Annotated in this window: 8 protein-coding genes and 2 pseudogenes; all 10 read right to left on the bottom strand. The window is 57.1% G+C overall.

Going from position 1 to position 7555, the window contains the following annotated elements:
- Nucleotides 1-48: 48 nt before the first annotated feature.
- The gene (locus BN1189_RS09380; RefSeq protein ID WP_052455554.1) at nt 49-927 is read right to left on the bottom strand and encodes an IS3 family transposase; all 879 of its coding nucleotides are present in this window, start codon (nt 925-927) and stop codon (nt 49-51) included.
- Nucleotides 921-1196 carry a helix-turn-helix domain-containing protein gene (locus BN1189_RS09375; protein WP_040224721.1) on the bottom strand — a complete coding sequence of 92 codons (276 nt, stop codon included), beginning with the start codon at nt 1194-1196 and terminating at the stop codon, nt 921-923. Before BN1189_RS09375 ends, BN1189_RS09380 begins: the two co-directional genes overlap by 7 nt.
- Nucleotides 1197-1448: 252 nt before the next feature.
- Nucleotides 1449-1544 (bottom strand): annotated as a pseudogene (locus BN1189_RS16810) (hypothetical protein); the annotation flags it as partial.
- Between the two features lie 22 nt (nt 1545-1566).
- Nucleotides 1567-2190 (bottom strand): annotated as a pseudogene (locus tag BN1189_RS09370) (IS3 family transposase); the annotation flags it as partial.
- Nucleotides 2184-2459, bottom strand: coding sequence for a helix-turn-helix domain-containing protein (locus BN1189_RS09365; RefSeq protein ID WP_040224721.1), 276 nt, complete (start codon nt 2457-2459; stop codon nt 2184-2186). The gene BN1189_RS09365 and the pseudogene BN1189_RS09370, both read right to left, overlap by 7 nt.
- A gap of 252 nt (nt 2460-2711) precedes the next feature.
- A complete protein-coding gene (murA, locus tag BN1189_RS09360) occupies nt 2712-4013 on the bottom strand; it encodes a UDP-N-acetylglucosamine 1-carboxyvinyltransferase (protein WP_040227646.1) in 1302 nt (433 codons plus the stop codon).
- Nucleotides 4014-4430: 417 nt separating this feature from the next.
- Nucleotides 4431-4667: a DUF1146 family protein gene (locus BN1189_RS09355; RefSeq protein ID WP_040227645.1), complete on the bottom strand. Its 237-nt coding sequence runs from the start codon at nt 4665-4667 to the stop codon at nt 4431-4433.
- A gap of 97 nt (nt 4668-4764) precedes the next feature.
- Nucleotides 4765-5169: a F0F1 ATP synthase subunit epsilon gene (locus tag BN1189_RS09350; protein ID WP_040227644.1), complete on the bottom strand. Its 405-nt coding sequence runs from the start codon at nt 5167-5169 to the stop codon at nt 4765-4767.
- Between the two features lie 24 nt (nt 5170-5193).
- Nucleotides 5194-6609, bottom strand: a complete 1416-nt coding sequence (atpD, locus tag BN1189_RS09345) for a F0F1 ATP synthase subunit beta (protein ID WP_040227643.1) — start codon at nt 6607-6609, stop codon at nt 5194-5196.
- 57 nt (nt 6610-6666) lie between these two features.
- Nucleotides 6667-7524, bottom strand: a complete 858-nt coding sequence (atpG, locus tag BN1189_RS09340; RefSeq protein WP_040227642.1) for an ATP synthase F1 subunit gamma — start codon at nt 7522-7524, stop codon at nt 6667-6669.
- Nucleotides 7525-7555 lie beyond the last annotated feature (31 nt).

Genomic DNA, 7555 nt, shown 5'->3' with positions numbered 1-7555 from the left:
GTGGTCTGGTCCCTGTCAAGTTTACAGTTGATTCTGTCCGATAAAGATTCAGGCAGCCAACACACTTCCGACCTCGGCAGGAGGCACGCCGTGCTTGAGCTGGAGGCGTTCGTGGTTATAAAAGTAGATATATTCCTCGATGGCAATCCGAAGCTCCTCAAGAGACCGAGGGTCGCCAAAGCAGGCAATCTCAGTTTTGAAGTGACTGAAAAAGCTCTCGATGCATGCATTATCCCAACAGTTGCCGCGCCGTGACATGGACGGTGTCAGGTTCATCGACTGAAGGCGTTTCTGGTATCTCAGGCTCATAAACTGGCTGCCCTGGTCGCTGTGGATAATGGCCTTCTTCCGGTTCCCTTTCACCTTCTCCAGCATCTCGAGCGCTTCCAGGACCAGGCCGGTGTCCTGGTTCGGCCCGTAGGCGAATGCTACGATCGAGTCGTCGTACAGGTCCTTAATGGCGCACAGATAGGTCCAGTGTTCCGTAGGAACGAAAGCGCGCACGTATGTGATATCCACCGAGAATTTCTTCATCGGCTTCGTGGCTTTAAAGTTACGCTTCAAGAGGTTCTGCGCCACCTTCCCCTCTGTACCGCCGTGACGGTACCCTTTGCGGCGAATCCGACATTTGAGCCCATATCGGCGCATGATTCTGGAGATTCGCTTGATATTGACGGTGAGCCCGAACTCTCTCTGGAGCGCCAGCTTGATCCGGCGTCGCCCATAGGTTCCCCGGGACTTGGCGAACACCTTGGAGATATAGTGAAACATCTGCTCATCCTTGAGATCCTGGGCAGAGTGATCCTGCCGCTTCTTCCACTTGGCATAACCCTGCCGGGAGACATCCGACGCCTCCGCGAGGAGGGAGACCGAAAAGGTGTCCTTATTCAGGTCGATGAACAGGAAACTATCTTGTTTGCTTAACACCCCCTTTTCAGATCCAAGAGCTTTTTTAAGAGGAGGATCTCCGCCTTCTGCAGTTCAATCAGAGCATCCTTCTCATCCGACGGTTTCCGGCCATTCTTGCCCCTGGCGTCATGCAAAGCCTCGAAGCCATCCATCTCCACTTTTTCGACCCAGCGTCGGATCGTCCGATCCGAGACATTGTACGAAAGAGCCAACTCCTCAGTGGAAGAGCCTTCAAAAAATTCCTCCACTGCTTTCACTTTTATATCGTAATCCCGCTTCTGGTTCATTTTTCGGCACCCCTTTTCGTTACTCCTAGTGTGACAGAATCAAGGTGTAAACTCTAAGGGGACCATATCACCGAACCCGGACGACTCGAGGCCAAATGCGGACGACTCACCCGGATTCCCCCTTTGCCCGGAACGGGATGACTCGCCCCCACACTCTGATTCCCTGCCATCTCCGACGCACTCACTCCCCCAAAAACAAAAAAATCCCCCGGGAGAACCCTTCTCCCGGGGGGATAACCTTCTATCTTTAATTCAAACCGTTTCCGTCACTTTCGCTTCGACCGTGGATTCGTCGTTGACGCGGCAGATGTCTGCGCCGAGTGCGGCGAGTTTGCCGTGGAAGTTGACGNAGGCGTTTCTGGTATCTCAGGCTCATAAACTGGCTGCCCTGGTCGCTGTGGATAATGGCCTTCTTCCGGTTCCCTTTCACCTTCTCCAGCATCTCGAGCGCTTCCAGGACCAGGCCGGTGTCCTGGTTCGGCCCGTAGGCGAATGCTACGATCGAGTCGTCGTACAGGTCCTTAATGGCGCACAGATAGGTCCAGTGTTCCGTAGGAACGAAAGCGCGCACGTATGTGATATCCACCGAGAATTTCTTCATCGGCTTCGTGGCTTTAAAGTTACGCTTCAAGAGGTTCTGCGCCACCTTCCCCTCTGTACCGCCGTGACGGTACCCTTTGCGGCGAATCCGACATTTGAGCCCATATCGGCGCATGATTCTGGAGATTCGCTTGATATTGACGGTGAGCCCGAACTCTCTCTGGAGCGCCAGCTTGATCCGGCGTCGCCCATAGGTTCCCCGGGACTTGGCGAACACCTTGGAGATATAGTGAAACATCTGCTCATCCTTGAGATCCTGGGCAGAGTGATCCTGCCGCTTCTTCCACTTGGCATAACCCTGCCGGGAGACATCCGACGCCTCCGCGAGGAGGGAGACCGAAAAGGTGTCCTTATTCAGGTCGATGAACAGGAAACTATCTTGTTTGCTTAACACCCCCTTTTCAGATCCAAGAGCTTTTTTAAGAGGAGGATCTCCGCCTTCTGCAGTTCAATCAGAGCATCCTTCTCATCCGACGGTTTCCGGCCATTCTTGCCCCTGGCGTCATGCAAAGCCTCGAAGCCATCCATCTCCACTTTTTCGACCCAGCGTCGGATCGTCCGATCCGAGACATTGTACGAAAGAGCCAACTCCTCAGTGGAAGAGCCTTCAAAAAATTCCTCCACTGCTTTCACTTTTATATCGTAATCCCGCTTCTGGTTCATTTTTCGGCACCCCTTTTCGTTACTCCTAGTGTGACAGAATCAAGGTGTAAACTCTAAGGGGACCATATCACCGAACCCGGACGACTCGAGGCCAAATGCGGACGACTCACCCGGATTCCCCCTTTGCCCGGAACGGGATGACTCGCCCCCACACTCTGATTCCCTGCCATCTCCGACGCACTCACTCCCCCAAAAACAAAAAAATCCCCCGGGAGAACCCTTCTCCCGGGGGGATAACCTTCTATCTTTAATTCAAACCGTTTCCGTCACTTTCGCTTCGACCGTGGATTCGTCGTTGACGCGGCAGATGTCTGCGCCGAGTGCGGCGAGTTTGCCGTGGAAGTTGACGTAGCCGCGGTCCAGGTGAATGAGTTCGGTGACGCGGGTGATGCCCTCAGAGGCGAGGCCGGCAAGGACCAGCGCGGCCGCGGCGCGGAGGTCGGTCGCGGCCACTTCCGCTCCTTGCAGCTCGGACGGGCCGTCCATGATGACGGAGCGTCCTTCGATTTTGATCGAGGCGTTCATTCTGCGGAATTCCTCGACATGCATGAAGCGGTTTTCGAATACCGTCTCAGTGAGGACGCCGGTGCCGTCCGCCGTCAGCATGAGGGCCATCACCTGCGACTGCATGTCGGTCGGGAAGCCCGGGTACGGCATCGTCTTGATGTCGACGGACTTGAGCGGTTTCTCCGCGCGGATGCGGAGGCCGTCGTCGGTGTCTTCGATGTCGATGTTCATTTCCTTCAGTTTGGCGATGAGTGCCGCGCTGTGTTCCGGCACGGCATTCTCGATCGTCACGTCGCCGCGCGTGATGGCGGCGGCGACCATGAATGTGCCCGTTTCGATGCGGTCCGGGATGATGTGGTGAACGGCGGCGTGCAGCCTGTCGACCCCTTCGATCCGGATGGTGTCGGTTCCTGCCCCGACGATGCGCCCGCCCATCTCATTGAGATAGTTGGCGAGGTCGACGATTTCAGGCTCCTTCGCGGCGTTTTCGATGACCGTCGTCCCTTTGGCGAGGGCGGCGGCGGACATGATGTTCTCCGTCGCGCCGACGCTCGGGAAGTCCAGGTAGATCTTGGCTCCCTGAAGCCGTCCGTCGACTTTCGCCTCGACATAACCGTTGCCGAATGAGATGGTCGCGCCCATCGCCTCGAATCCTTTGAGATGCTGTTCGATCGGGCGGGAGCCGATTGCGCAGCCCCCCGGCTGTGCCACGCGGGCGAAGCCGTTCCGGGCAAGAAGCGGCCCCATGACGAGGATCGATGCCCGCATCTTCCGGACATACTCGAACTGGGCCTCGCTCGACAGCGGCATCGAAGCATCGATGCGCACTTCGTTGTGTTCCGGTCTGAAGTCCACCTCTGCATTCAAACTCCGAAGAACTTCATTGATCGTGTATACATCCGTCAAAATCGGGACATCCTTGATGATGTTCGTCCCTTCAGACGACAGGAGCGCGGCTGCGAGGATCGGGAGCACCGCATTTTTCGCCCCTTCGACGCGAACGGTCCCTTTCAGCGGCCGTCCGCCCTTCACAATAATTTTATCCAATATACGTCCCTCCGGCTTCTCTCTTCTTTAAGTCGGTCCATTGCCTTCATCCATCAGTGCGGCCCTATGTTCGGGCTGCCTGATGTGCGGCGCCCCCGGGTCCGGTTTACATTTCCTAAAAAAACTCACACAATGACAAGTGTACAACGCTTCCCGTGGTGTTTCAAGGGGCGGCCGCACCATTCGCCCATATTCGGGAGATTCCGCGCACATTCACTCTTAATGTACGCCGGCAACGGTCCTTTTGTGTCGGTCAATGCCACAGACACACCGGGCATTCAGTCCTGTTTTTGTCATTCCCTATCTTTTTTTCGGGCAAACGTTCAGTGAAGTACTTCTTTTGTCCTGCATGGACGCATACACGCCGGCTTTCCGCCTGTGCACGTCCATACAGGACAACCCTTCCACGAGCCGGCATCAGCCGAACAAAGCGGGAAGCTGCCTTGACCAATAGGATATGTCCAGGAAGAAATTCGATACGGCCGAGCCGATGGCGATACTTAGCAATATGTACAGCAGCTGAGCCTGGAACACCCGGTTTTTCCGGATCCATGCGTCCGGCATGACTGCCTGCAGTGCATAGAAAGTGATCCCGATGAAAAAGATATGCGAGATCAGCCCCGTCACCGACTGGAATGCAAAGTAAGTATCCAACGCTCTCTCTCCTTCTTGCTTTCATTATACCAAAATAAAAAAATTGGCGGGCAGGAGAATATCTCTCCTGCCCGCCACATTTCATGTCCGCGTCGGATCAAAAGTTTCCTTTTGCGACATTCAAGCGGTTCATCGCCCGTTTCAGGGACAGTTCGGCGCGTTTGAAGTCGGTGTCGTCCTGTTTCGCCTGGAGCCGGGCTTCGGCGCGTTTCCTCGCCTCGATGGCGCGGTCCGCGTCGATGTCTTCCGCAAGCTCCGCGGCCTGGGCAAGGATGGTGACCTTGTCCGGCCGGACTTCCAGGAAGCCGCCGCTCACGGCGATGCGTTCCGTCCCGCTGTCTTTGTTCAGGCGGACGGCACCGATTTCGAGCGGCGCCACCATCGGGATGTGGCCGGGGAGAACCCCGAGCTCACCGGTCGAAGTGACCGCGATGACCATGTTCGCTTCCGAGTCATACACCGGACCGTCGGGAGTGACGATATTCACTTTGATTGTGCTCATTGTTTCCCCTCCTGGTCAGGATGATTAGACTTCAACGCCCATGCCCTTCGCTTTTTCGATGACTTCCTCGATGCGTCCGACGAGGCGGAATGCATCTTCCGGAAGGTGATCGTAGCGGCCGTCGAGGATTTCGCGGAAGCCTTTGATCGTTTCGGCAACCGGTACGTAAGAACCCTTCTGGCCCGTGAACTGCTCGGCCACGTGGAAGTTCTGCGACAGGAAGAACTGGATGCGGCGGGCGCGGTCGACGACCAGCTTGTCCTCGTCGCTCAGTTCGTCCATGCCGAGGATCGCGATGATGTCCTGAAGCTCGCGGTAGCGCTGGAGCGTCTGCTGGACTTCACGGGCGACCGCATAGTGTTCCTCGCCGACGATTTCCGGAGAAAGCGCACGGGAAGAAGATGCAAGCGGGTCAACCGCAGGGTAGATCCCCATCTCGGAGAGGCTCCGCTCCAGGTTCGTCGTCGCGTCAAGGTGAGCGAACGTCGTGGCAGGCGCCGGGTCGGTGTAGTCATCCGCAGGGACGTAGATCGCCTGGATGGATGTGACGGACCCTTTTGTCGTCGATGTGATCCGCTCTTGGAGGCGGCCCATCTCGGTTGCGAGCGTCGGCTGGTAACCTACCGCCGACGGCATGCGGCCGAGGAGGGCGGATACTTCGGAACCGGCCTGCGTGAACCGGAAGATGTTGTCGATGAAGAGAAGGACGTCCGCGCCTTTTTCGTCACGGAAGTATTCAGCCATCGTGAGGCCTGTGAGGGCGACGCGCATCCGCGCACCCGGCGGCTCGTTCATCTGGCCGAAGACCATCGCCGTCTTCTTGATAACGCCGGAATCGGTCATTTCGAAGTAGAGGTCGTTCCCTTCACGGGTACGTTCTCCGACACCTGCGAAGACCGAGATCCCGCCGTGTTCCTGTGCGATGTTGTTGATCAGTTCCTGGATGAGGACCGTCTTGCCGACGCCCGCGCCGCCGAACAGGCCGATCTTGCCGCCCTTAATGTAAGGAGCGAGCAGGTCGACGACTTTGATGCCCGTCTCGAGGATCTCGACGTCTGTCGTCAAGTCTTCGAATTTAGGCGGTTCGCGGTGGATCGGGTCGCGGCGTTCCCCTGCAGGGATTTCTTCCGCAAGGTCGATCACATCGCCGAGTACGTTGAATACACGGCCGAGAGTGATGTCGCCGACAGGGACCGAGATCGGTGCCCCCGCGTCAATGACTTCCGCCCCGCGCTTCAGGCCGTCCGTGGAGGACATGGCGATTGCGCGGACGGAGTCGTCGCCGAGGTGAAGGGCGACTTCGAGCGTCAGCGTCTGGGATGCTTCGTTCGGACGCTCGATCTCAACTGTAAGGGCATTATAGATTTCAGGCATGTTGCCGTCGTCGAACTTGACGTCGACGACCGGACCCATAACCTGGAGGATATGTCCTTTGTTCATGCTGTTCCCTCCTGTCTGAGTGCTGCCGTGAGGTCACGCATGGTTCGGGGCGCGCGCTTATTCGAGCGCTGCTGCCCCGCCGACGATCTCCGTGATTTCCTGGGTGATCGCCGCCTGGCGTGCACGGTTGTATGTGAGTGTCAGATTATCGATCAGTTCCATCGCGTTGTCGGTCGCGCTCTTCATCGCCGTCATGGAGGAAGCGTGCTCGGAGGCCTTGCCGTCCAGCACCGCCCCGTAGATCAGGCTTTCCGCATATTGCGGGAGGAGCACTTCCAGGATCGCTTCCGCGTTCGGTTCGAACTCGTAGGAAGCGGTGGCCTGCATCGTGGCGACGTCCGTCAGCGGAAGGACTTTCTTCTCGGTCACTTCCTGGCTGATGGCGCTGATATAGTGGTTGTAGAACATATACAGCTCATCGTACGTGCCATCGATGAAATTCCCGACAGCGTCGCGGGCGACGTCTTTGATCTCGGCGAAGGTCGGGTGGTCCGAAATGCCGAGGACGCTTTCGGCCACATTGTAGCCGAGCTTCGTAAAGAAATCGACACCGTGGCGCCCGATGGAAAGGATGACGACTTCATCTTTGGATGCATGCCGTTCCCTGATCTTGTTCAGAGCCGCCTTCAGGACGTGGGAGTTGTAGGCGCCCACGAGCCCCCGGTCGGATGTGATGACGAGGTAGGCCGACTTTTTGACAGGCCGGCTCTCGAGCATCGGGTGGGTCGCATCAGGTGCGCCCGATGCGATCGCGCCGATCACTTCCTGGATCTTCTCCATATACGGATAGAACGATTTCGCGTTCAGTTCCGCCTTGCTCAGCTTGGAGGCCGATACCATGTGCATCGCCCTCGTGATCTGGCTCGTCTTTTTCGTGGAGGTGATCCGGCTCTTGATTTCGCGTAATGAGGCCATCGGTAGTTCACCACCTTATCGTTTTTGGATC

The sequence above is a fragment of the Bhargavaea cecembensis genome, from assembly GCF_000826125.2.
GTDB lineage: Bacteria > Bacillota > Bacilli > Bacillales_A > Planococcaceae > Bhargavaea > Bhargavaea cecembensis_B.
This window is presented reverse-complemented; position numbering and strand designations above follow the sequence as displayed.